This is a genomic window from Microbacterium sp. GW823-FHT02G05 (assembly GCF_058797175.1).
The window spans coordinates 508,101-531,089 of the sequence record NZ_JBXAJK010000002.1; the positions used below are offsets into that span (position 1 = coordinate 508,101).

A 22,989-nucleotide genomic window follows, 5' to 3' on the forward strand; every position below is an offset into this window, starting at 1 on the left:
TCAGCGCGCGTGCTCCTCCTTGAGCACCTCGTACTCCTGCGTGAGTACTCCTGCCTCGTGTGCCGCACTCGTCTGAAGCCGCAGACGCCGACGCCGCATGGATGCGGGTGCGAGCGCTCGACCGGACCCCAGCAGCACGGGGACGACACGCAGACGCAGCGTGCTCACGAGTCCGTCATCGAACAGTGCATCGGTCAGTGCGAGACTCCCCCACACCGCGATGGATCGATACTGTGACATGACCGTACGCGCCGCGTCACGAGCCGTGCCGCGAAGGATGTCGATCTCCCCGTCACCCCACGGTGCGTGTTGCAGCGTGTTCGTGAGCACGAATTTAGGGATACGAGCGATCGGGGTGGCCACCGCGTCCACGCCGGGGTCGGCGTGCGGCCAGTAGCCCGCGAACATCTCGTAGGTGCGACGTCCGAAGAGAATCGCATCGACGTCTTCGAGCCAATGCATCTGCTCTGTGTCCGTTCGGCTCTGGTCTCCGAAGTCGACGTCCTCGAAGAATTCGATTCCGCCGTCACGGTCAGAGACGTAGCCATCGGCCGAGACGATCTGCTCGACAGTGATCTCACCCATGCTCAGCGTCCTCCAGTTCTGCGGTCAGCTCTTCCACCGCTTCGCGCCATCCCGTCCAGACGCTGTCGACTCTGTGGGTGTCGTCGGGGTGTCCTCGCAACCGAAACGTCATCTCGGTCTCTCGCGCGCTCCGTTCCTGCAGGGACACCTCCAGCTCGGCGACAGGCCTCGACGGGCCACCCCATGTGCTGCGTAGCAACTCGGGTTCACGAAGCTCGAGGTATGTGCCTTCCGTGGGGTACTCGGTGCCCTCCGCATCGACCATCGTGAAGCGGAAGAAGCCGCCCACCCGAGGATCGACACTCACGCTTCCCGCCTTCACAATCACCTCGTGGGGGTGGATCCAGCGTGCAAGCATCTCCGGGTCGGTCCAGGCACGCCACACAAGCGCGCGACCGACCAGGAACGTCCGGGTGATCGTGAGCTCCCTGCGCGGGTCGAGAGCGCTCATCGCACACCGTCCTGTGCGTCGAACTCCGCAAGCATGGCGTCGAGGTGCTCGAAGCTCTCTTCCCAGAGGCGTCGGTTCTCCGCGACCCAGGCCGCGACTGCATCCAGTGCCTCCGGGCGCAGGGTGCACACACGCCACTGAGCGCGAGGACGGCGACGCACCAGATTCGCGCGCTCCAGCACCCGCAGGTGCTGCGAGACAGCGGAGGCGCTCATCGCGAAGGGGGCGCCGAGCTCTCCGACGGTGGCATCCCCACGACTCAGGTGTTCGAGCATGCCCCGTCTCGTCGGGTCGGCCAAGGCCTGGAACACGAGCGACAGCGCATCTGTGGCGACCGGCATCCTCAACTCCTTACTTAAGCATTTGCTTAACTAAACGATGCGACGATGCACAAGTCAAGAGCCCTCCCGGAATAGGCTGGGAGCATGACGACGACGTACGACCCGCCTCGCCCCTGGATCGCCAGCTACGCGGCGGGTGTGCCCTCGGATCTCGCCGAGGTGACCGGCTCACTGATCGACATCGTCGATGCCTCGGTTCGCGACTATCCGGATGCGCCGGCATTGGAGTTCTTCGGTCGGACGACGAGCTACCGGGAGATGCAGGAGGCTATCGACCGCGCGGCGGCCGGTCTTCGCGATCGCGGTGTGCGCGCCGGCGACCCCGTCGCGATCGTGCTGCCCAACTGTCCGCAGCACATCATCGCGTTCTACGCCGTCCTCCGCCTGGGCGCCGTCGTCGTCGAGCACAACCCGCTCTACACCCCGCGCGAGCTGCGCAAGCAGTTCGAAGACCACGGGGCGACGCACGCGATCGTGTGGAGCAAGGTCGTCGAGACCGTGCAGGAGTTCCCCGAGGATCTCGCGGTGCGCAACCTCATCTCTGTCGACGTCACCCGAGCCATGCCGTTCGCCACACGCCTGGCGCTGCGACTGCCGATCGCGAAGGCCCGCGAGTCCCGCGCGGCGCTGACGACCGCCGTACGTGGCGCGACAGCGTGGGAGACGCTGCTGTCCGCTGAACCGCTGCCCGCGTCGCATCCGCGTCCGCAGACAGACGACCTCGCGATCATCCAGTACACCTCCGGCACCACAGGAACGCCCAAGGGCGCGTCACTCACGCACCGCAACCTGCTGGCGAACGCGGCGCAGTCGCAGGCCTGGGTTCCCTCGATCACGCGGGGAAACGGATGCGTCGTCTACGCCGTGCTCCCGATGTTCCACGCCTACGGGCTGACCCTGTGCCTCACCTTCGCAATGTCGATGGGCGCCCGTCTGGTGCTGTTCCCGAAGTTCGACCCTGATCTGGTGCTTGCCGTCATGAAGAAGCATCCCGCCACCTTCCTGCCGCTCGTGCCGCCGATCGCCGATCGCCTGCTCGCCGCAGCGAAGGAGAAGGGAGTGTCGCTCGCGGGCACCGAGGTCGCCATCTCAGGCGCGATGGCGCTGCCGCACGAACTCGTCGTCCCGTTCGAGAAGGCCTCCGGAGGTTTCCTCGTCGAGGGCTACGGACTCAGCGAGTGCTCCCCCGTGCTCATGGCCAACCCGGTCGCCGACAACCGCGTGCCGGGAACCGTCGGTCTCCCGCTGCCCGGCACGGAATGCCGGGTCGTCGATCCGGAGAGCCCGACGGTCGATGTCGAACCGGGATCTGCGGGCGAACTCATCGTGCGTGGCCCGCAGGTGTTCTCCGGCTACTACGGCAAGCCGGAGGAGACCGAAGCGGTCTTCGTGGACGGCTGGTATCGCACCGGCGACATCGTCACGATCGACGACGCCGGATTCGTGCGGATCGTGGATCGCATCAAGGAGCTCATCATCACGGGCGGCTTCAACGTCGCTCCGACCGAGGTCGAGAACGCACTGCGCCAGCACCCTCAGGTGATCGATGCCGCAGTCGTCGGCCTGCCGAGCGAGCATTCCGGCGAGGAGGTCGTCGCCGCGATCGTCGTCGAATCCGGCACAGACGTGGACGTCGAGGCGATCCGCGAGTTCGCCCGTGGCATCCTGACGCCCTACAAGGTTCCGCGCCGTCTCTTCGTCGTCGATGAACTGCCCAAATCCCTCATCGGGAAGGTGCTGCGTCGGCAGGTTCGCGAGCGCCTACTCGCCCTCACGACCGGTTCCTGACCGCACGGACAGCAGAGAGGGCCTTCGGGGCGCTACCCTTGGGAAGTGACCCCTGAAGATGCAGTACAGACCGAAGACCCCTCGGTGACCCCCGTGACCCCCGGATTCGAGGAGCTCGGCATCACCGGGTCTGTCCTCAAGGCCATTCGCGATCTCGGCTACGAGACGCCATCGCCCATCCAGGCGGCGACCATCCCGACGCTTCTGTCCGGCCGCGATGTCGTGGGCATGGCGCAGACCGGAACCGGCAAGACCGCAGCCTTCGCGCTGCCCGTTCTCGAGCGTCTCGACGTCTCGCAGAAGACCCCGCAGGCCCTCGTTCTCGCCCCCACACGTGAGCTCGCCCTCCAGGTGTCGGAGGCCTTCGAGGCCTACGCGACCCACATGCGCGGTGTGCATCTGCTGCCCGTCTACGGCGGCCAGGGATACGGTGTCCAACTGTCGGCTCTCCGCCGCGGCGTGCACGTGATCGTCGGTACGCCCGGACGCATCATGGACCACCTCGCCAAGGGCACCCTCGACCTGTCCGAGCTCAAGTACCTCGTGCTCGACGAGGCCGACGAGATGCTCAAGATGGGCTTCGCGGAAGACGTCGAGCAGATCCTCGCCCAGACGCCCGTCGAGAAGCAGGTCGCTCTGTTCTCCGCGACGATGCCGCCGCAGATCCGCCGTCTCGCGCAGCAGTACCTGCGCGACCCGGAAGAGATCACGATCAAGTCGAAGACCGCGACCAACACCAACATCACCCAGCGCTACCTCGTGGTGTCGTACGCGCAGAAGGTCGATGCGCTCACCCGCATCCTTGAGGTCGAGAACTTCGACGGCATGATCGTCTTCGTTCGCACCAAGAACGAGACCGAGACGCTCGCCGAAAAGCTGCGCGCCCGCGGCTACTCCGCCGCCGCCATCAACGGCGACGTCCCGCAGGTCCAGCGCGAACGCAGCGTCAACCAGCTCAAAGACGGCAAGCTCGACATCCTCGTCGCAACCGACGTCGCCGCTCGCGGCCTCGACGTCGAGCGCATCAGCCACGTCGTGAACTTCGACATCCCCACCGACACTGAGTCGTACGTGCACCGCATCGGCCGCACGGGTCGCGCCGGGCGCACGGGTGACGCGATCAGCTTCATCACCCCGCGCGAGCGCTACCTTCTGAAGCACATCGAGAAGGCCACACGCCAGCAGCCGACACAGATGCAGCTGCCGAGCACCGAAGACGTCAACACGACCCGCCTCGCGCGCTTCGACGACGCGATCACCACGGCGCTCAGTGAGACGGCACGCATCGAGAAGTTCCGCGACGTCATCGCCCACTACGTGCGCAACCACGACGTGCCCGAGGCCGACGTGGCCGCGGCACTCGCAGTCGTCTCGCAGGGTGACAAGCCGCTGCTCCTCGACCCGTCGGACGACCCGCTTGCGCGCGCAGTCGAGTTCGACAACCGACCGCCTCGTGAACGCAACGACCGCGGTGACCGCGGAACGCGTGAACCGCGCACCGAGCGTCGCGGCCGCGGCGACTACACCGCGTACCGCATCGAGGTTGGTCGTCGTCACCGCGTCGAGCCGCGCCAGATCGTCGGGGCACTCGCGAACGAGGGCGGCCTGGGTCGTGACGACTTCGGAGCGATCAACATCCGCCCGGACTTCTCCGTGGTGGAGCTTCCGACCAACATGGATCCTGCCGTACTCGACAAGCTGCGCGACACGCGCATCTCGGGTCGACTCATCGAGATCAAGCCCGATCGCGGACCCGGCGCACGCCGCAGCGGCGGCCGCGAGGGCGGCGGTGACCGGTACGGCGAACGCAGCGGAGATCGCGGCGGCGACCGATACGGCGACCGTCGTGAACGCCCGCGCTACGACCGTCCCGCCCGGGAAGGCGGCGACGACCGCCCGGCACGCAAGCCGCGCCACAAGTACTGACGACTCCCCCGTCCCCACGCGGACAAGGAATGAGGGCTGCGCCGATCCGGTGCGGCCCTCATTCGTTCACGTTCGAGCGTCGGAATCCACCGTCTGTCTCACCTGCGTAGCGAGTCGCCCGATGTCGACCGGCCGCGACGTATCGATCTGAAGCGTGGTGAGGATGACGGTCAGTCGCTCAGGCATCCAGCGCGTCGGGCCCCTCGGTGACGAGTACGTGGAACTGGGCGGCGTCGAGGATCCGGACCCCCAGCTCTTCAGCCTTTGCGAGCTTCGATCCCGCTCCGGGACCAGCCGCGACGAAATCGGTCTTCTTCGAGACACTGGATGCCGCCTTGCCGCCGGCCTTGATGATCGCTTCCTGCGCACCCTCGCGGGTGTAGCCGTCGAGCGAGCCTGTCGCGACGACGGTGAGGCCGTCGAGCACACCGCCTTCGGCGGTCGCAGCACCAGGCCCCGGATGACCGGGCGTGGCCCACTGCACGCCGGCATCCGCCCACTTCTGGATGATCTCCTGGTGCCAGTCGACCTCAAACCAGTCGAGGAGCGAATCGGCGATGATCCCGCCCACGCCCTCGACGGCGGCAAGCTCATCCCGTGATGCGGCCCTGATCGCGTCCAGGGAGCCGAACCACTGGGCGAGTGCACGGGCGGCGACCGGGCCCACGTGCCGGATGTTCAACGAGACCAGCAGACGCCAGAGCTCCTTGGTCTTCGCCTTCTCGAGCTCAGCCAGCAGTGTGATCGCCTGAGACGACGGCTGCGGGCCTTCGAGCCCCGACTTCTTCTCGGCGGAGGTCGGGTTGCGCCGGAAGGGCGCACGGGTCTTGACGATCCCGTCATCGTCCTGCTTCGGAAGCCCCGTCTCCGCGTCCCGCACGAAGAGCTCGATCGGCACAAGCTGCTCCAGGGTCAGTCCGAAGAGCCCTGCTTCCGTCTCAAGCGGCGGCACAGCGGGTGACGTCGGCTGCGTCAACGCCGCGGCTGTGACCTCTCCGAGCGCCTCGACATCGAGCGCTCCGCGTGATCCGATGTGCTCGACGCGCCCGCGCACCTGTGCCGGGCACGAGCGCGCGTTCGGGCAGCGCAGATCGATGTCGCCTTCCTTCATGGGACGCAGCGTCGCGCCGCACTCCGGGCACTCGGTCGGCATCACGAACTCGCGCTCGGTGCCGTCGCGCTTCTCGACGACAGGGCCGAGGACCTCGGGAATGACATCCCCGGCCTTCCGCAGCACCACCGTGTCACCGATCAACACCCCCTTGGCTTTCACCACGTCTTTGTTGTGGAGCGTGGCCTGACGGACGACGCTCCCTGCGACGTGCGCGGGTGCCATCACGGCGAACGGTGTCGCGCGTCCGGTGCGCCCCACGGAGACGACGATGTCGAGCAGCGTGGTCTGCACCTCTTCGGGCGGATACTTGTATGCGATCGCCCAGCGCGGTGCGCGACTCGTCATTCCGAGCTCGTCGTGCAGCGCGAGCTCATCGACCTTGACGACGATGCCGTCCAACTCGTGCTCGATGTCATGGCGGTGCTCGCCGAAGTAGGCGACGAAGTCGGCCACCTCGTCGATCGTGTGGCAGACCTTGGTGTGCGGGCTGGCTGGAAGCCCCCAGTCGACCAGAAGGTCATAGACCTCACTCTGCGCGGCGACCGGAGGATTCGGCCACGCGCCGATGCCGTGCACGTAGAGCGCGAGAGAGGCGACACGCAGCAGTCCCGCTTCGAGCTCGAGGCCGTCTTTCTTGTCGAGCTGCTGGCGCAGCCCGCCGCTGGCCGCGTTGCGCGGGTTCGCGAACGAAGGGAAACGCCTCGCGGCTGCTGCTCGTGCCTTCTCTTCGTCGAAGGGCTGCTTGCTGCCAGTGCGCGCCTCCCAGCGGTGCAGGGCGTCGGCGTAGGCGCGCTCACGGAACTCGGCCTGCGCTGCGTTGAGCCGCTCGAAGGCGGCGACCGGGATGAACACCTCACCGCGCACCTCGACGATCTCGGGGTGTCCTGTGCCAGCGAGTCGCTGCGGGATCTCGGGCAGGCGCAGCGCGTTCTCGGTGACGATCTCGCCCACACGCCCATCGCCGCGGGTCGCCGCGGAGGTCAGCACACCGTTCTCGTAGCGGAGGTTGATCGCGAGGCCGTCGATCTTCAACTCGGTCAGCCAGGCGACGTCGCGCCCCGCCGCTGCCCGCGTCTTGACGGCCCAGTCACGCAGCTCGTCGAGCGAGAAGACGTTGTCGAGGCTCAGCATCCGCTCTGCGTGCTCGATCGTGTCGAGTCCCGTAGCCTGTGCCGCGCCCACCATCTGCGTGGGCGAGTCCTGACCCTGCAACTCAGGGTGGAGGCGCTCGAGCTCTTCGAGCCGGTGCATCCACCCGTCATAGGTGGCGTCATCGACGACGGACGTATCGCGCCCGTAGTACGCGTCCTTTGCCTCGAGGATGCGAGTCGTCAGCTCGTCGGCCTCGACACGGGCGTCTTCCAGTGAGATGTAGTCCGGCACTCTGCAAGTCTACGAGCGGGCTCCGACATCGCCAGGGCGCCGCGGGTGCGGTCCGGCGCTTACAGTGGCATCGTGACGACCCACACCCACGAGCTGACGTTCACTGCGACCGAGGCGCGCAAGAGATACCGCACGTGGTCGGATCGGGAACCCGACCGTGAGTGGGCCTGTCTGGCGGTTCTCGCGGAGCACGCGCCGGGCCTCGCGCCCCGCCCTCTGCGTCGCGAGACGGCCGATGACGCACCCGTGATCGTCATGGAGCGACTCGCCGGCGAACCCCTGGGGGCCACACCCCTGAACGGCGCGCAGACGACAAGCCTGGGGCGCGCACTGCGACGACTGTACAGCGCGCCCCTGTCTGCCGCGCAGGCGCTCGGCCTCGGAGAACGCCGCCTCGGCCCCTCCTCACTCGGGGCTGAGCTGCGCGAGTGGGCCAGCCGCGCCGGCGACCTCAAGGGATGCCAGGACCCGCAACTGGTCGAGCGTGCGCTGCGCGCCTCCCGACAGTGGCTGGCAGACACGCCCCGCGTCCCCGCCCAGCTGACCGTGCTCGGCATCGCAGACCTCAACCCCGCGAATGTGCTTTGGGACGGCAGCGCCTGTCGTCTCGTGGACTTCGAAGACGGCGGCCTGTCCGAACCCGCCTTCGAGCTCGCCGACCATGTCGAGCACCTCGCAGGTCGCGATGTCTACGACGCGGATGCCCTGGTCGACGCTGTCGGTCTCACCGAGGACGACAGAGAGCGCCTCCCTCATTGGCGGTGCCATTGGGCGATCTTCTGGCTCCTCATGCTGCTGCCTGGCAACGGCGGCTTCCTGCGAAATCCCCCAGGTGCAACCGAAGCGCAGGCCGAACGCGTGCTGCGGATGCTCGCCGACGAACCGGCTCAGACGCCGGCGGGTACCGCCGAGACCGTGTGATCGATCGTGAACTGCCCCAGCACACGCGTGCCGACGTAGATCACCGCCGACTGTCCGGGAGCCACCCCGTCCAGCGGCGCATCCGGAACAACCCGGACTCCTGCAGCCGTCACATAGGCGACCGCGGGAACAGGCTCGGCATGCGCGCGGATCTGTACATGACAGCGGAACTCGCCCTCGGTCGGCGCAGGCCCCGCCCAGGAGAACCTCTCCCCCGAGATCTCCGCGATCGCCAGAGCCTCCTTGGGCCCGACGACGACGGTGTTCGACACGGGACGCACCTCGAGCACGAAGCGGGGCTTGCCGTCATCCGCCGGGATGCCGAGCTTGAGTCCGCGGCGCTGCCCCACTGTGAACGCGTGCGCGCCCTCGTGTGTGCCCACGACCGCGCCCGTGCGATCCACGATCTCGCCCTGCTCCGCGCCGACTTTCTCCGCCAGCCACCCGCGGGTGTCGCCGTCGGGGATGAAGCAGATGTCGTGGCTGTCGGGTTTCTGCGCGACGCTCAGACCGCGCGCCTCCGCCTCCGCGCGCACAAGCGCCTTGGAGGGCGTGTCACCGAGCGGGAAGTAGGTGTGCGCGAGCTGCTCTGCGTTGAGGACGCCCAGCACGTAGGACTGGTCCTTCGCTGCGTCGGAGGCGCGGTGCAGCTCGAGGCCGCCCTCGCCGTTCACGAGGGTGGCGTAGTGGCCGGTGCAGACGGCATCGAAACCGAGCTCGATCGCCCGCTCCAGGAGTGCGGCGAACTTGATCTTCTCGTTGCAGCGCAGGCAGGGGTTCGGCGTGCGACCGGCCTTGTACTCGGAGATGAAGTCCTCGATGACGTCGTCGCGGAAACGCTCCGAGAAGTCCCAGACGTAGAACGGAATGCCGAGCAGATCGGCCGCGCGACGAGCATCCATCGCATCTTCGATCGTGCAGCAGCCACGGCTGCCGGTGCGCAGCGTGCCGCCCGCTCGCGAGAGCGCGAGGTGCACGCCGACGACCTCGTGCCCCGCCTCGACCGCACGTGCCGTCGCCACGGCGGAGTCCACGCCTCCACTCATCGCCGCCAGAATTCGCATGGATACCAGTCTACGAGCGTGAACCCGTGCGGGACCCGGATGCGCGGGCATAGGCATCCGCGATCACGGCGAGCACACGGTCGATATCGTCCGCGGTCGACGTGTACCCCAGTGTGAAGCGCACGACGCTGCGGGCATCCGCTTCCGACCGCCCCAGTGCCTGCACGACGTGCGATGGCTCTGCCACACCCGCCTGACAGGCGGAGCCGGCGGATGCCGAGATCCCCGACTGATCGAGCAGAAAGAGCAGGCTCTCGCTCACGGCGCCGGGAAAGAGGAGGTGCAGGTTGCCCGGGATCCGGTGCTCCGGATCTCCCAGCAGTTCGACCTGAGGAATGCGCGCTCGGATGCCATCGGCCAACGCGATTCGCAGGGCAGTGAGTCGGGCGGCCTCACGTTCACGCTCGGCCTCGGCCTCTTCTGCGGCTACGGCGAAGGCTGCGGCACCCGCGACATCCTGAGTTCCTGGGCGCAGCCCGCGCTGTTGTCCCCCGCCGTGCAGGAGCGGCGCGAGCCGTGCGCTGCGCGCGACGACGAGCGCGCCCGTCCCGACCGGGGCGCCGACCTTGTGTCCGGCGACGCTCAGCGCCACGAGGCCCGCGCCCGCTGGCGCTGCAGCGCGCAGCTCCCGGAACGACACCGGCAGGTGTCCGAAAGCGGCGACGGCGTCCAGGTGAAAAGGCACATCGTTCTCGGCGGCCGATCGACTGAGCCCGCGCCCATCGTTGACGGTGCCGACCTCGTTGTTCGCGAGCAGCGCCGTTGCGAAGGCCGCACCGGGCAGGGCATCGGCGAACAGATCGCCACGGATGCGCCCCTCGGCATCCAGCGGAACGGAGCGCACCTGAGCTCCCGTCGCGGCGAGCGCTGCCACGGTGTCGAGTGTGGCGTGATGCTCACCCTCCGGCAGCACGATCGCGTCCTGACCCTCTGCGCGCTGTCGCCAAAGCCCCGTGAGAGCAAGGTTGATCGCCTCGGTTCCCCCCGAGGTGAAGACGACTTCGATCGGCTCGCAGTCGAGCACGGCGGCGATGCGCTCGCGAGACTCTTCCAGCAGACGGCGCACGGCCTGCCCCGCACCGTGCGTCGACGAGGCGTTCCCGACGATAGTCTGCGCCTCCAGCCAGGCCGTTGCAGCCCGGGGTCGGAGCGGTGTCGTCGCCGCGTGGTCGAGGTAGATGGTCACCCTTTCGATGTTACGGCGACTCCCCCGACGTTTATGCTGTCGTCCATGTGCCCCCATGCCCCCGCGACGGTTCCCGACGACGCACGCCGAGAGGCTCTGTGCTCGCTGTGCAGCTCGGCGTTCGATGACCTGGGGGTGCGCGTCGTCGACGGTGTCGGCACGCTGCGGGTGTGGTCCAGCAACGCCACAGGTCTCGACCTCGTGCTCTTCGACGGAGCGGACGTGGACTGGGCGATCGCGGAGCTGCGATTCGAGCAGGTGGGCGAGGGGGTCTGGGAGGTGCGCTCTCCGCAGCTCCAGACCGGAAGCAGGTATGCGATCCGGGTGACGGGTGCGCAGGGCGGCGGCAACTCGTTCCGACCGCACACGAACCTCATCGACCCGTACGCGCGCGGGCTCGTCCGTGCAAGCGGGCAGGACGACTGGCGTTCGGTTGTCGTCGATGGCGCCTTCGACTGGGATGGCGCGCAGAAGCCGCGCACGTCCTTCGCCGACACGGTGATCTACGAGGGGCATGTCAAAGGCATGACGAAGCGGCATCCCGGGGTTCCGCCGGCCCTGCATGGCACCTACGCGGGTCTCGCGCATCCGGCAATGATCGAGCACTTCTCGTCTCTCGGCATCACCGCCGTGGAATTGCTGCCTGTGCACGCGTTCGTCTCCGAACCGTGGTTGCAGCAACGGGGCTTCCAGAACTACTGGGGTTACAACACCCTGAACTTCTTCACCCCGCATGCCGCCTATGCGACAACCGAAGCACGGCGGTCGGGTCCGGATGCGGTGCTGCGCGAGTTCAAGGGGATGGTGAAGCTCCTCCACGAAGCCGGTATCGAAGTCATCCTCGACGTCGTCTACAACCACACCTCCGAGGGCGGTCCGAACGGTCCGCGCACGAGCCTGCGCGGCATAGACAACGCTCGCTATTACCGCCAGCACCCGGACGGCGAGTACGTGGACACAACAGCGTGCGGCAACACCATGAACACCTCGACGGATGCCGCGGCGCGCCTCATCCTGGATTCGCTGCGTTACTGGGCAGAGGATCTACAGGTCGACGGCTTCCGGTTCGATCTCGCCTCGGCACTCGGCCGGGATGCAACCCACACATTCACGGCGTCGCATCCGCTGCTCCAGGCCATCCGCACTGACCCAGTGCTCGCGGAGTCCAAGCTGATCGCGGAGCCCTGGGACGTCGGAACCGGTGGCTGGCAGACCGGCAACTTCGGCCAGGGCTGGCACGAGTGGAACGATCGCTATCGAGACCGCGTGCGCAATTTCTGGCTGAGCGACATCGACTACGCGCGTCGCGCGTCCACCGCCCCCGTCGGCATCGGAGGCTTCGCGACCCGCCTTGCCGGGTCGTCGAACACCTTCTCGACTGAGCGCGGCCCGCTCGCGAGCGTGAACTTCGTCACCGCACACGACGGCTTCACGCTCCGGGATCTCGTCTCATACAACGTCAAGCACAACGAGGCCAACGGTGAGGAGAATCGCGACGGTGCCGAGATGAACCGCGCCTTCAATCACGGCGCTGAAGGCCCGACGCAGGACCCCGTGATCGAGGCGACGCGACGCAAGGCGATGCGCAACCTGATGGGGACGCTCCTGCTATCCGCAGGTGTGCCCATGATCACCGCGGGCGACGAGACGGGACGCACGCAGCAGGGCAACAACAACGCCTACTGCCACGATTCGCCGCTGACCTGGCTCTCCTGGGAACACGAGGAGTGGCAGGAGTGCCTGCGCGCGCACGTCGCGACCCTCACGCGACTGCGGCGAGAGAATCCCGCTCTGCGTCCTGCGCGGTACGCACGGCTGGGTGAGGAGACGCCCGGTGCGAGCGAGATGTCCTGGTTCGATCAGTCCGGCACGACCATGTCGATCGAACAGTGGACGGATGCCTCGCACCGCACGCTCCAGTACCTGGCGGTCGAAGACACCGGCGAGAATCCGAACCGCGTGCTTCTGATCGTGCACGGCGTCGAGAGCGCGATCGATGTGACGCTGCCGACGACCTCTGATGCGACCCGTTATGTCTCGCTGTGGTCCAGCGCGGACGAGCGTCCCGGTGCTGTCGAGAGCGTGCATGCACCCGGCGACGTGATCGCTGTGCCGGGAACGTCCATGCGCCTGTTCCGGGTGGAGTGAACACTCCGTTTTCACTCCCCGCGGAGCGCCCCGGAGCGGTAGGTTCAGGGTGTGGCCGTACGCACCGCTTCTCGTCCCGCTGCAGCGACTCTTCGGAGCCCTGCAGAGATCCCCCTGCGGGCCGCTGGCTCCGCTGATTCTCCCCTGCGAACGCCTCGCATCCCCCTGAGTGACGCACGCCCTTCGGCCCCCGGCGGCTTCGCGCCGAAGGCCTTCGCCGGCGAAGTGGTGCCGTTCCGGGTCGTCGCATTCCGCGAAGGGCATGACCTCATCGGCGTGCACGTGCGGCTGCGCGATGCCGGAGGTCACGAGAGCCTGCACCGTCTGCGGCCGCTCGCCGATGGGACGGATCGCTGGGAGGCGCTCATCGCGCTCGACGCCACCGGCACCTGGTCGTTCCGCTTCGAGAGCTTTGCCGACGAGTTCGCGACCTGGGCCCATACGACGCAGGTCAAGCTCGCTGCCGGCGTGGATGTCGATCTCACGCGGATGCAGGGCGGCGAGCTCCTCACCCGCGCGGTCACGGAGCGCACGCGTCCCGCCGCTGAGCGCTCGCGGATCAAGAAGTACGCGGCGGTGCTTGCGAACGCGGATGCCAGCGCAGACACCATCCTCGCGGTCGCCAACGATCCGGCTCTCGCGTCCGTGTTCTCGCAGCGTCCGCTCTCATCTCTCGAATCGGCGGGCGCCTGGCATCAGTTGCGGGTCGAACGGGAGCGCGCAGGTGTCGGCGCCTGGTACGAGTTCTTCCCTCGCTCCGAAGGCGCACGGCTTCGCGCAGACGGCACGATCGCCAGCGGCACCTTCCAGACCGCAGCCGCTCGCCTCCCCGCTGTCGCGAAGATGGGCTTCGATGTGCTCTACCTGCCGCCGATCCACCCGATCGGACGCACGCATCGCAAGGGTCCGAACAACACGCTCACCACTGTTCCCGGAGATCCCGGCTCGCCCTGGGCGATCGGTGCGGCCGAAGGCGGCCACGACGCCGTGCACCCCGACCTCGGCACGCTCGACGACTTCCGTGCTTTCCTGCGCACAGCGAACGACCTCGGACTCGAGATCGCGCTCGACCTCGCACTTCAGGCCTCGCCCGATCATCCCTGGGTCGCCGCGCACCCGGAGTGGTTCACGACGCTCCCCGACGGCACTATCGCCTATGCGGAGAATCCGCCGAAGAAGTACCAGGACATCTACCCGCTGAACTTCGACAACGACCCCGAAGGCCTTGCCGCTGAGGTGCTGCGCATCGTCGAGCACTGGATCGCACAGGGCGTGCGGATCTTCCGCGTCGACAACCCGCACACCAAGCCGCTGCAGTTCTGGGAATGGCTCATCGCCACGGTGACGGCCCAGCACCCGGACATCGTCTTCCTGGCGGAGGCGTTCACCCGCCCCGCTCCCCTGCGTGCTCTCGCCGCCGTGGGCTTCCAGCAGAGTTACACCTACTTCACCTGGCGCAACACGAAGACCGAACTGGAAGAGTTCCTCACCTCCCTGGTCTCCGACACCGCCGATTACCTGCGTCCGAATCTCTTCGTGAACACCCCCGACATCCTCACCGAGTATCTGCAGTTCGGCGGACGCGCCGCGTACCGGATCCGTGCGGTGATCGCCGCGACAGCTGCGCCGCTCTACGGTGTGTATGCCGGATACGAGCTGGTCGAGAACATCGCGCGCTCCGGGTCGGAAGAGAACATCGACAACGAGAAGTACGAGTACAAGCTCCGCGACTGGGCCGCCGCAGAGCGAAGCGGTGGCTCGCTGGCCCCGCTCCTGCAGAGACTCAACGAGATCCGCCGCGCGCACCCTGCGCTGCGGCAGCTGCGCGACCTCGCGTTCCATTGGAGCGACGACGACGCGGTGCTGGTGTACTCGAAGCACCTCGACGCCGCGTTCACCGGCACAGGCCAGGATGACACCATCATCGTCGTCGTGAATGTCGATCCTCATTCCGTGCGGCAGACGACCGTGCACCTCGACACCCGCCTGTGGGGTGTGGAACCCGGTGACCCCTTTGAGGTCGAAGACCTGCTCACCGGCGCTGTCTGGCAGTGGAGCGACCACAACTACGTCCGGCTCGACGCCTTTGCCGAACCGGCACACATTCTGCGAGTAAGGGAGCAGAGATCATGATCAGCATGGAGTCCTCCGTCTTCGAATCCGTCGCCGCGGGCACTCATCACGATCCGCACGCGCTGCTCGGCGCGCACCCTCACCTCGACGCCGTTGGTCGACCCGGCACCGTCATCCGCGTGCGACGTCCGCTCGCGGAATCCGTGACCGCCCTCCTCGACTCCGGCGTCACGGTGCATCTCGATCACATCGAAGGCGGCGTCTGGGAGGGTCTCCTGACCGGCGCCGCCGGGCGCTACGAAGTCCTCACCCACTACGCGGACGGTGCGGAGTGGCGCGCGGGCGACCCGTACCGGCATGCGCCGACGATCGGGGAACTCGATCTGCACCTCATCGTCGAAGGCCGTCACGAACGACTCTGGGAGGTGCTGGGTGCGCACCCGCGCGTCATCGACGGCGACGCCGGCACCGCCTTCGCGGTGTGGGCGCCGAACGCCCAGGTGGTGCGCGTCGTCGGCGATCACAACGATTGGAACGGCGAACTGCACCCGATGCGGTCGATGGGGGCCAGTGGCGTCTGGGAGCTCTTCGTTCCGGGCGTCGAGGTGGGAGCGCGCTACAAGTACGAGATCCGCACCCGCGCGGGTGAGTGGATTCTCAAGGCGGATCCGCTGGCACAGCTCGCGGAGACGCCTCCGGCCACCGCATCCGTCGTGACGCGGTCCGAGCATCTGTGGCGGGATGGCGCCTGGATGACCCGCCGAGCGGCCACGCATGCCGTAGGACAGCCGCTGTCGATCTACGAGGTGCACCTGGGGTCCTGGCGTCCGGGGCTCGGCTATCGCGACCTCGCCGATGCACTGATCGAGCACGTCACCACGACCGGCTTCACACATGTCGAGTTCATGCCCGTCGCGGAACATCCCTTCGGCGGCTCATGGGGCTACCAGGTGTCGGGCTACTACGCGCCGACCCGACGCTTCGGTGACCCCGACGACCTGCGCTATCTCATCGACCGGATGCACCAGGCCGGCATCGGCGTCATCCTCGACTGGGTGCCCGGGCACTTCCCCCGCGATGCGTTCGCCCTCGCCCGTTTCGACGGCGAACCGCTCTACGAGCACCCTGATCCGAAGCGCGGTGAGCACCAGGACTGGGGCACGCTGATCTTCGACTACGGGCGCGCAGAAGTGCGCAACTTCCTCGTCGCCAACGCGCTCTACTGGCTGGAGCAGTTCCACGTCGACGGGCTCAGGGTCGACGCTGTCGCATCGATGCTGTACCTCGACTACTCGAGGAGAGACGGCGAGTGGACCCCGAATGTGCACGGCGGACGCGAGAACCTGGAGGCGATCCACTTCCTGCAGGAGGTCAACGCGACCGCCTACCGCAAGCACCCGGGGATCCTGATGATCGCCGAGGAGTCGACGAGCTTTCCCGGTGTCACCTCACCCACGGACCGAGCAGGTCTCGGATTCGGCTTCAAATGGAACATGGGCTGGATGAACGACTCGCTGGAGTACATCGCGCGAGACCCGCTTTACCGCGGCCATCACCAAGGCGAGATGACCTTCTCCTTCGTGTACGCCTTCGGTGAGAACTACGTTCTCCCGATCAGCCATGACGAGGTCGTGCACGGCAAGGGCAGCCTGCTCAGCAAGATGCCCGGGGATGCGGCGGCGAAACGAGCGAACCTCCGTGCCTTCCTCGCGTACATGTGGGGGCATCCAGGAAAGAAGCTGCTGTTCATGGGGCAGGAGTTCGGACAGCTCTCCGAGTGGGCCGAAAGCCGGAGCCTCGACTGGTGGCTGCTCGACCAGCCCGCACACGCGCAGCTGCAGAGCTTCGTGGGCGAACTCAACCGCTCCTACCGCGCACACGCGCCGCTCTGGGAGCGCGACAACGACGGCAACTGCTTCTCACGACTCGGCGGCCCCACCTGGGATGCCAGCGTGATCGCATTCAGCCGGCGCGACGCGCACGGCGGCAAAGTCGTCGTCGTCAGCAATTTCGCCGGCGTCGCACACACGGGCTTCGCCCTCGATCTGCCCCTGTCGGGCACATGGCGCGAAGTCCTCAACACCGATGCCGTCGAGTACGGCGGCTCGGGGAAAGGAAATCTCGGCTACGTGTATGCGCACGAAGAAGACAACGGCGCAGCGCGAGCCACGCTCACCCTGCCGCCGCTGTCCACGCTGTGGCTGCGCTACCAGCGCGATCCGCACGTGCCTTCGCCGACGCGGTCGTGAGAAGGGTCAGAACAGAAGCGACGTGAGGCGCTGACGGGCCTGGCCCACACGCGGGTCTGCCTCGCCGATCAATCCGAACAGTTCGACGAGGCGCTCGCGGACGCGCGTGCGGTCGTCAGCGGATGCCGCGGCGAAGAGGTCGAGAAGACGGCCGAAGGCGTCACCGACGTGGCCGCCTGCGATGTCCATGTCGGCCACAGCGAACTGCGCATCGACATCCTGAGGTGCGGCGGCGGCTGCGGCGCGCACGGCACCGAGATCGAGCCCCTGCGTGCGGTGCAGCAGACGAACCTGGCCGAGACCCGCCCGTGCGTCTTCGTCGCGGGGGTTCTCCGCGAGGGCCTGCTCGTACGCGGTGATCGCAGCGGCATAGTCGCCGGCCTCGATCGCCGCGAACGCGGCCGCATGCAGCGGCGGCATCGGAGCCTCTTCAGGCTCCGCAGACGCCTCCTGCTCTCCCGCCGCAACCGGAACGGTGCCAGACACGCCGTGCTGCGCGGCGAGCTCGAGAAGCTGTCCGAAGACCTGGCGAACCTGCTCTTCAGGTACCGCTCCGGTGAACAGCGGAACGGGCTGACCGGCGACCAGTCCGACAACCATGGGGATCGACTGCGCCCGGAAGCTCTGCGCCAGCTGCGGGTTCGCGTCGACGTCGACCTTCGCCAGCAGCACGCGGCCGGCGAGCTCGTTGACCACCTTCTCGATGATCGGGCTGAGCTGCTTGCACGGACCACACCACTCGGCCCACAGATCGACGACGACAGGCACACGACGGGACAGCTCGAGAACCTGTCCGAACGTGGTATCCGTGACATCGAAGACAAGCGGGAGTGTCGCTTCGCCATCGGGCGCAGAGATCGGCGCCGAAGACGGCGCAGGACGGTTACGCAGCGATGAAAGGTCGACGGCGCCTCGCAGAGCGGCGGGCGAGATCTCACTCACGGGATTACCTCCACAGACAGAAGCTCCTGCGACACCGCAAGAAGCTGCACCTGCGCGCTGGAACCCTGCGCAGGCACCGAGAAGAAGAGCTGCATGCCATAGGTGGTCACAAAGCCCTTGGACGACGATTCGACACCCGTGAGCGCCTTCGCCGGCTCGTTGTTGCCCACGCGGATGTCCACGCCCTCCTGCGTGGGGACGATCGACTGCGAGTCCTTCAGAGAGACCGCGACGATCGCACCACTGTCGATACTCGCCAGCGCCATCGGCACATCACCGGTCGGCGAGAGGTCGAACGACATCGCAGATGTCGTGGCGGCGTTCGCATCGGCGAGTGCCTGCACGATGGCGGCTCGGCTGTCGCGAATCGTCGTCGCGAAGTCGTGGACGCCCTTGTCGAAGAGTTCGTAAGCGGGGCTGGCCTCGTTCTCGTCCACGACGCTCGCGAATGCCTCCGCAAGCGCATCAGGCGCGACGACGAGGAATGGCGAGTCCGGCGGTGTCAGCTTGGCACCGAGCCACGCCGGCGGAAGATCGGGCAGCTCCGCGGAGGCCTGCATCTCTGCGAGATAGGTGATCTTGTAGTTCGACCACGGGTCGTCCTGTGTCATCGTGAGAATGACCGGCGGCACCGTCTCGTCGCTGCCTGCCTCGGCGAGCATGAGTGTCGTGCGGGGCCAGCCGTCGAAGGCCTGCGGCACCAGGATCCGGATCTTGTCCGAGGGGATGGCCGAGGGGGCGACGTACTCGGGCACAGAAGCGCGCACGAGGTAGTCGGTCTGACGTTCGGCCAGCGCGGAGCCTGTCAATCGCGTCGCGGCCAACTCGGCATTGAGAGTCTCGTCTGCCTCTGCGACTGTGGCGGAGAGGTTCTCGAGCACGCGTGCCGCCTGCGCTTCTGTCATCACCGGAGCCTGCTGGTCCTCCGGCGTGACGACCGTCGCGGTCGGCGATGGCGACGGCGAAGACGCCTGCTGAGGCCACGCATCCGGGGTGCATCCGGCCAACATCGCGGTGGTGACGGCGAACACCGGCACGGCGAGCAGAGCCCGGCGACGCGGGAGTCGCGCCCGGTTCTGCTGGGTCTTGGCGCCGGTGTCGGTCCGGCCCTCGCCAGTCGTCGTCGACGTGCCCTCTTCCAGCTCAGCATTGTCGCGCGCGACGTCGATCGGCTCCGTCGGGGGCAGGGGCGGCGGCCCCTTGCGGCGTGGTCCACGCCCACGGCGGGAATGGCGGATCGCGAGGACGTAGAGAACGAGGCCCGCGGCCATGATGATGCCACCCGCGACCATGAGCGGGCCGGCGAAGGGCGTCCGGTTCTCCAGCGGCCACGACAGGATCACGTCGCTCGGAGCGTCCTCCGTGCCATCACTCGCGAGCAGCACTGAGACGCCCTCGGGAATCTGCATCCGCTCGATGAGCGAGCCCTCGTCGCTGAACTCCGTCAACCAGAGGTCTGATCCTGCGGGGTTGCGACCCTGCTCTTCCGCAGCGTCATCGGTCGCCGCCGCGTCGGCGGGTTCCTCTGCGGCAGGGTCCTCTTCCACCGGAAGGATCGACGCGGGGATCACCGTGCTGGAGATCGTTCCGCCCTCGTCGATGGAGACGCGGTTGTACTCGGCATCCGCGAGCCAGGCTTCGAGATCGGCAGTGCGCGCCTGGGCGAGGAACACGGTTCCTGACCCCCGGGCGATCACGGTCTGCTCACCGGGATGGGAGCGCAGCACATCACCGTCGATCAGCGTGTAGCGCTGGGGTTCAGTGACGCTCAACTCTGTCTGCTCTGCCTTCGGGCCGAGGAAAACGGTTCGCTGCGCGATGCCCGCTCCAATCAGCAGCGTGGCCAGCACGAAGGCCACAACGGCCCACACAAAACGCACGAATCAACTCCTCCGTGATTCCCAGACGTCAAAATCGGATATCACTCGACATTTCAGACTATCGAAACGACCTGTGTAATACCCATACGGTTGCACTGTTCCGGCGATCCGTGGCGTCACACGGTCGCCGACGGCTCTACGCTGGCTGGACATCACTCGTCGAGGAGAACCATGAAGTTCCACAACCCGTTCCGCACCGCGCTGGTGGCGACTCTCGGCGTGGGCCTCGGGATCATGCTCATCGGCAGCGTGCAGACGCTCTCGACCGTGCTTCTCTATGTCGGCACGGCGCTGTTTCTGAGCCTTGGCCTCGACCCGCTCGTCTCTTTCCTTGAACGGCGCAAGCTCCCCCGCTGGGCTGCGGTGCTCGTCACGATCCTCGCCGTGCTCGCGGGGTTCGCGGGGATCATGTTCATGATCGTCCCCATCCTCGTGGACCAGATCTCCCAGCTCGTGGACCAGATCACCAAGATCATCGAGAAGGGCACGTTCGAAGAAGACCTCGCCGCCTGGCTGAAGGACGTCTTCCCGAACCTTCGCGTCGACGAAGTGATGGCGTTCGTGCAGGACTGGCTCGCGACGAATCTCGCCGACATCAGCGAGACCGTCGGTCAGGGCGTGCTGAGCGCAGGTGGCGCGGTGATCGCCGGCCTGATGGGCGCGTTCATCATCCTGATTCTCACGATCTACTTCACCGCGTCCACGCCTTCCCTCAAGGCGGCCGTCTACCAGCTGGTCCCGGCGTCCAAGCGGGCGCGATTCATCGACCTCTCCGAGCAGATCACGGCCTCCGTCGGCTATTACGTCATGGGCCAGGTGACGATGGGCGTGATCAACGGCGTGCTGAGCGCGATCTTCCTGTCGATCATTCAGGCTCCGTTCCCCGCGGTGCTCGCTGTCGTCGCGTTCTTCTTCTCCCTCATCCCGCTGGTCGGCACACTGACCGGTTCGACGATCATCGTTCTGCTCTGCCTGCTTCCCGGGCTCGGCTCCCCCGCCACCGCCCTCGCCGCGGGAATCTACTACCTGATCTACATGCAGATCGAGGCGTACGTCATCTCGCCGCGCGTGATGAACCGTGCCGTGTCTGTTCCGGGAGCCGTGGTCGTGATCGCCGCACTCGCGGGTGGTTCGCTGCTCGGCCTGCTCGGGGCGCTCATTGCCATCCCTGTGGCCGCCAGCATCCTGATCATCTACCGACAGGTGCTGATTCCCCGGATGAACGACCGCTAGGCCGGAGGCCACTCCGTCGGAAGCGGCAGAGCGGCGGCGTTCACCGCGGCCACGATCTCCGTCATCACGCGACGCGTCTGCGACTCCCCCACCCACAGGTGCCGCCCGCCCTCGACGGCGATCAGCGTCGCATGCGGAATCGACGCGAAACGCTCGGCCGCCTCCTCGGGACGCAGATAGTCGTCCAGTTCCGGTACGAGGATCACGACATGCCGTGGATCGTCACGCCACGCTCCGACTTCCTCGGCGCTGGCGCGGTGCAATGGCGGGGAGAGCAGGATGATCCCCTCGATCGCATGCTCGCGTCCGTACTTGAGCGCGAGCTCGGTGCCGAACGACCATCCGACGAGCCAGGGGCGCGGCAGCTCACGCTCCGCGACGAATGCCATCGCCGCAGCCACGTCATGGCGCTCCGCGGCACCGCCGTCGAAGGTCCCACCACTCGTTCCGCGAGGAGATGACGTCCCCCGGGTGTTGAAGCGCAGCACGGCGAGGTCGGCCAGCGCGGGCAGCCGAGCGGCCGCCTTGCGGATGATGTGCGAGTCCATGAACCCGCCCGCGGTCGGGAGCGGGTGCAACGTCACCAATGTCGCTGTCGGCACGGCGTCCTGAGGCAGGGCGAGCTCTCCGACGAGCGTCAACCCATCGGCAGTCCGCAGCGTGATGTCCTCGCGCTGCGCGGGCAGTTCGAGCGGACCGCGGATCGCGATTGTCATGACGTTCGCCAGCAGTGGGTGTGCCAGTGGCGTCGGGCCGAGAGATCTGCTGCATCGCCGAGGACACCGTCGGCGCGCCAGGCGACAAGATGTGCGACGCCGACCGCCACGCTGATCGCGCAACCGGGGCAGACGTAGGATTTCTGTGCCTGCGCGGCAGACACCGGCTGCACGAACCACTCACGCCCCTGACGCACCTCCGTGCGCTTCCACCCCGCAATCAGGCGGTCGAGCGAATCGTCAGAGGAAGAACGCTCCGGGCGTCGACGATGAGAGCGAGGCATTGCAGGAAACCATTACCACCAGTGGTTGCTGATCCAGAAGTCGTACGCTGCAGCCCAGCTACCGTACCGACCCGTCGCGTAGCCGTTGGCCCAGCGCAGATTGTCGATCGGATCGTAACCATTGCCCGGGACCTTGCTGCACGGCAACGCTTGGACAAGACCACACGCCCCAGAGCTGCTGTTGGTGGCGTTGGGGTCCCAGCCGCTTTCTTTGCTGACGATGTAGTCGACGTAGCCCCAGTTGCCCGAGTCGATGCCAGCGGCGGCCATCCACTCGGCAGGCGCTCCACCGCCGGTGTAGTAGACCGGTCCGCCTCCGCCACCACCTGAGTCAGGCTGAGACGCCGGAACGGGCTCAGGCGTCGGTGTCGGCGTCACGTAGACCTCGAAGAGATCGCGCTGTACTGCGACAGCGTCCGAGCCCTCGATGGTGATCGAGATGTCTTCCACCTCGTCAGCAGCCAGCGCGTACAGCGACTGCGCAGCCTCTGCTGAAGGCGGCGACGACAATGCGAGACCGGTCGGCGCGATCACTGCTACAGCGAAACCGACAACGGCGAGTCCGGCGAGAACGCTCGCGACGCCGCGGCGGCGCGTCCAGCCTGTCGTCGACGAAGAGTTCGCCGACGCACTCGAGGTGGATCGAGTGAGCGCCGTCGACGCGCGCGTGATCTGATCGTTATCGGGAGTCACAGTGTGCCCAGC

The 22,989-nt window shown here is 67.1% G+C and carries 18 protein-coding genes; 7 read left to right on the forward strand and 11 right to left on the reverse strand.

All coding sequences use genetic code 11. The features are described from left to right. Genes AC1REM_RS12410 through AC1REM_RS12420 form a run of 3 tightly spaced genes read right to left on the reverse strand, consistent with a single transcriptional unit; the run spans window position 1 to window position 1,377 of the window. Window positions 1-585: a dihydrofolate reductase family protein gene (locus AC1REM_RS12410; protein WP_492514886.1), complete on the reverse strand. Its 585-nt coding sequence runs from the start codon at window positions 583-585 to the stop codon at window positions 1-3. Then, window positions 578-1,036 carry an SRPBCC family protein gene (locus AC1REM_RS12415; protein ID WP_492514887.1) on the reverse strand — a complete coding sequence of 153 codons (459 nt, stop codon included), beginning with the start codon at window positions 1,034-1,036 and terminating at the stop codon, window positions 578-580. The genes AC1REM_RS12410 and AC1REM_RS12415 overlap by 8 nt, the downstream gene beginning before the upstream one ends. Next, a complete protein-coding gene (locus AC1REM_RS12420) occupies window positions 1,033-1,377 on the reverse strand; it encodes an ArsR/SmtB family transcription factor (protein WP_492514888.1) in 345 nt (114 codons plus the stop codon). The genes AC1REM_RS12415 and AC1REM_RS12420 overlap by 4 nt, the downstream gene beginning before the upstream one ends. An 84-nt stretch (window positions 1,378-1,461) precedes the next feature. Between AC1REM_RS12420 and AC1REM_RS12425 the strand changes: the two genes are divergently transcribed. Both AC1REM_RS12425 and AC1REM_RS12430 read left to right on the forward strand, forming a co-directional pair. Further along, window positions 1,462-3,165: a long-chain-fatty-acid--CoA ligase gene (locus AC1REM_RS12425; protein ID WP_492514889.1), complete on the forward strand. Its 1,704-nt coding sequence runs from the start codon at window positions 1,462-1,464 to the stop codon at window positions 3,163-3,165. Window positions 3,166-3,210: 45 nt separating this feature from the next. Then, entirely contained in the window at window positions 3,211-5,091 is a 1,881-nt protein-coding gene (locus AC1REM_RS12430) for a DEAD/DEAH box helicase (RefSeq protein WP_492514890.1), read from the forward strand. Window positions 5,092-5,269: 178 nt separating this feature from the next. Here AC1REM_RS12430 and ligA read toward each other — a convergent pair whose 3' ends face one another. Further along, a complete protein-coding gene (gene ligA, locus AC1REM_RS12435) occupies window positions 5,270-7,588 on the reverse strand; it encodes an NAD-dependent DNA ligase LigA (RefSeq protein WP_492514891.1) in 2,319 nt (772 codons plus the stop codon). 72 nt (window positions 7,589-7,660) lie between these two features. On the opposite strand from ligA, the gene AC1REM_RS12440 reads away from it, so the two are divergent. Continuing rightward, a complete protein-coding gene (locus AC1REM_RS12440) occupies window positions 7,661-8,509 on the forward strand; it encodes a phosphotransferase family protein (RefSeq protein ID WP_492514892.1) in 849 nt (282 codons plus the stop codon). On the opposite strand, the gene mnmA is transcribed toward AC1REM_RS12440, so the two are convergent. Both mnmA and AC1REM_RS12450 read right to left on the reverse strand, forming a co-directional pair. After that, a complete protein-coding gene (gene mnmA / locus AC1REM_RS12445; RefSeq protein ID WP_492514893.1) occupies window positions 8,476-9,573 on the reverse strand; it encodes a tRNA 2-thiouridine(34) synthase MnmA in 1,098 nt (365 codons plus the stop codon). The two genes, AC1REM_RS12440 and mnmA, sit on opposite strands and share 34 nt — an antisense overlap. 10 nt (window positions 9,574-9,583) lie before the next feature. After that, the gene (locus AC1REM_RS12450; RefSeq protein WP_492514894.1) at window positions 9,584-10,759 is read right to left on the reverse strand and encodes a cysteine desulfurase family protein; all 1,176 of its coding nucleotides are present in this window, start codon (window positions 10,757-10,759) and stop codon (window positions 9,584-9,586) included. A 45-nt stretch (window positions 10,760-10,804) separates the two neighbouring features. On the opposite strand from AC1REM_RS12450, the gene glgX reads away from it, so the two are divergent. The 3 genes from glgX to glgB are packed head-to-tail and all read left to right on the forward strand — an operon-like array spanning window position 10,805 to window position 17,229. Continuing rightward, on the forward strand, window positions 10,805-12,907 hold the full coding sequence (gene glgX / locus AC1REM_RS12455; protein WP_492514895.1) for a glycogen debranching protein GlgX: 2,103 nt from the start codon (window positions 10,805-10,807) through the stop codon (window positions 12,905-12,907). A 51-nt stretch (window positions 12,908-12,958) separates the two neighbouring features. After that, on the forward strand, window positions 12,959-15,040 hold the full coding sequence (locus AC1REM_RS12460; protein ID WP_492514896.1) for an alpha-1,4-glucan--maltose-1-phosphate maltosyltransferase: 2,082 nt from the start codon (window positions 12,959-12,961) through the stop codon (window positions 15,038-15,040). Further along, window positions 15,037-17,229 (forward strand): 1,4-alpha-glucan branching protein GlgB, encoded by a 2,193-nt coding sequence (glgB, locus tag AC1REM_RS12465; protein WP_492514897.1) that lies wholly within the window; start codon window positions 15,037-15,039, stop codon window positions 17,227-17,229. Before AC1REM_RS12460 ends, glgB begins: the two co-directional genes overlap by 4 nt. 6 nt (window positions 17,230-17,235) lie before the next feature. On the opposite strand, the gene AC1REM_RS12470 is transcribed toward glgB, so the two are convergent. Together AC1REM_RS12470 and AC1REM_RS12475 are read right to left on the reverse strand one after the other, a co-directional pair. Further along, entirely contained in the window at window positions 17,236-18,171 is a 936-nt protein-coding gene (locus AC1REM_RS12470; protein ID WP_492514898.1) for a tetratricopeptide repeat protein, read from the reverse strand. Then, entirely contained in the window at window positions 18,168-20,051 is a 1,884-nt protein-coding gene (locus AC1REM_RS12475; RefSeq protein WP_492514899.1) for a DUF8094 domain-containing protein, read from the reverse strand. Before AC1REM_RS12475 ends, AC1REM_RS12470 begins: the two co-directional genes overlap by 4 nt. A gap of 171 nt (window positions 20,052-20,222) precedes the next feature. Between AC1REM_RS12475 and AC1REM_RS12480 the strand changes: the two genes are divergently transcribed. Further along, complete coding sequence (locus AC1REM_RS12480; RefSeq protein WP_492514900.1) at window positions 20,223-21,284, forward strand: AI-2E family transporter; 1,062 nt, start codon at window positions 20,223-20,225, stop codon at window positions 21,282-21,284. On the opposite strand, the gene AC1REM_RS12485 is transcribed toward AC1REM_RS12480, so the two are convergent. From AC1REM_RS12485 to AC1REM_RS12495, 3 genes are read right to left on the reverse strand one after another with little or no spacing between them, the layout of a single operon-like run. Then, entirely contained in the window at window positions 21,281-22,000 is a 720-nt protein-coding gene (locus AC1REM_RS12485) for an alpha/beta hydrolase (RefSeq protein ID WP_492514901.1), read from the reverse strand. The genes AC1REM_RS12480 and AC1REM_RS12485 overlap by 4 nt on opposite strands. Next, a complete protein-coding gene (locus AC1REM_RS12490) occupies window positions 21,997-22,284 on the reverse strand; it encodes an Rv1322 family protein (RefSeq protein ID WP_492514902.1) in 288 nt (95 codons plus the stop codon). Before AC1REM_RS12490 ends, AC1REM_RS12485 begins: the two co-directional genes overlap by 4 nt. Before the next feature lie 12 nt (window positions 22,285-22,296). Next, a complete protein-coding gene (locus AC1REM_RS12495) occupies window positions 22,297-22,977 on the reverse strand; it encodes an aggregation-promoting factor C-terminal-like domain-containing protein (protein WP_492514903.1) in 681 nt (226 codons plus the stop codon). Between the last annotated feature and the right edge of the window lie 12 nt (window positions 22,978-22,989).